Annotated in this window: 1 protein-coding gene; it reads left to right on the forward strand. The window is 63.4% G+C overall.

The window, feature by feature from the left end:
- Positions 1–612: hypothetical protein (locus AC1DZ8_RS33345; protein ID WP_477402417.1), on the forward strand; the 612-nt coding region annotated here is incomplete at both ends.

A 612-nucleotide genomic window follows, 5' to 3' on the forward strand; every position in this document is an offset into this window, starting at 1 on the left:
CGATCACCACGCTGGCGAGCAACGGCGTGCTCAAGCTGAGCGGCGTCGACGTGACGGCAGGCCAATCAATCGCGGTCGCCGACATCGGCAATCTGACGTTTGTGGCGGATGCCAACGAGAACGGCTCGCCCTATGCGAACTTCACCTTCCAGGTTCAGGACAACGGCGGCACCGCCAATGGCGGCGTCGATCTCGACCAGTCGGCCAACACCTTCACCATCAACGTCACCAGTGTGAACGACGCGCCGGACGGCACCGACAATTCGAAGACCATCAACGAGGACGGGACCTACACGTTCGCGGCGGCCGATTTCGGCTTCACCGATGCCAACGACAGCCCGGCCAACGCCCTGGCGGCGGTGACGATCACCACGCTGGCGAGCAACGGCGTGCTCAAGCTGAGCGGCGTCGACGTGACGGCAGGCCAATCAATCGCGGTCGCCGACATCGGCAATCTGACGTTTGTGGCGGATGCCAACGAGAACGGCTCGCCCTATGCGAACTTCACCTTCCAGGTTCAGGACAACGGCGGCACCGCCAATGGCGGCGTCGATCTCGACCAGTCGGCCAACACCTTCACCATCAACGTCACCAGTGTGAACGACGCGCCGG

Source organism: Mesorhizobium sp. P2_F7 (assembly GCF_056403695.1).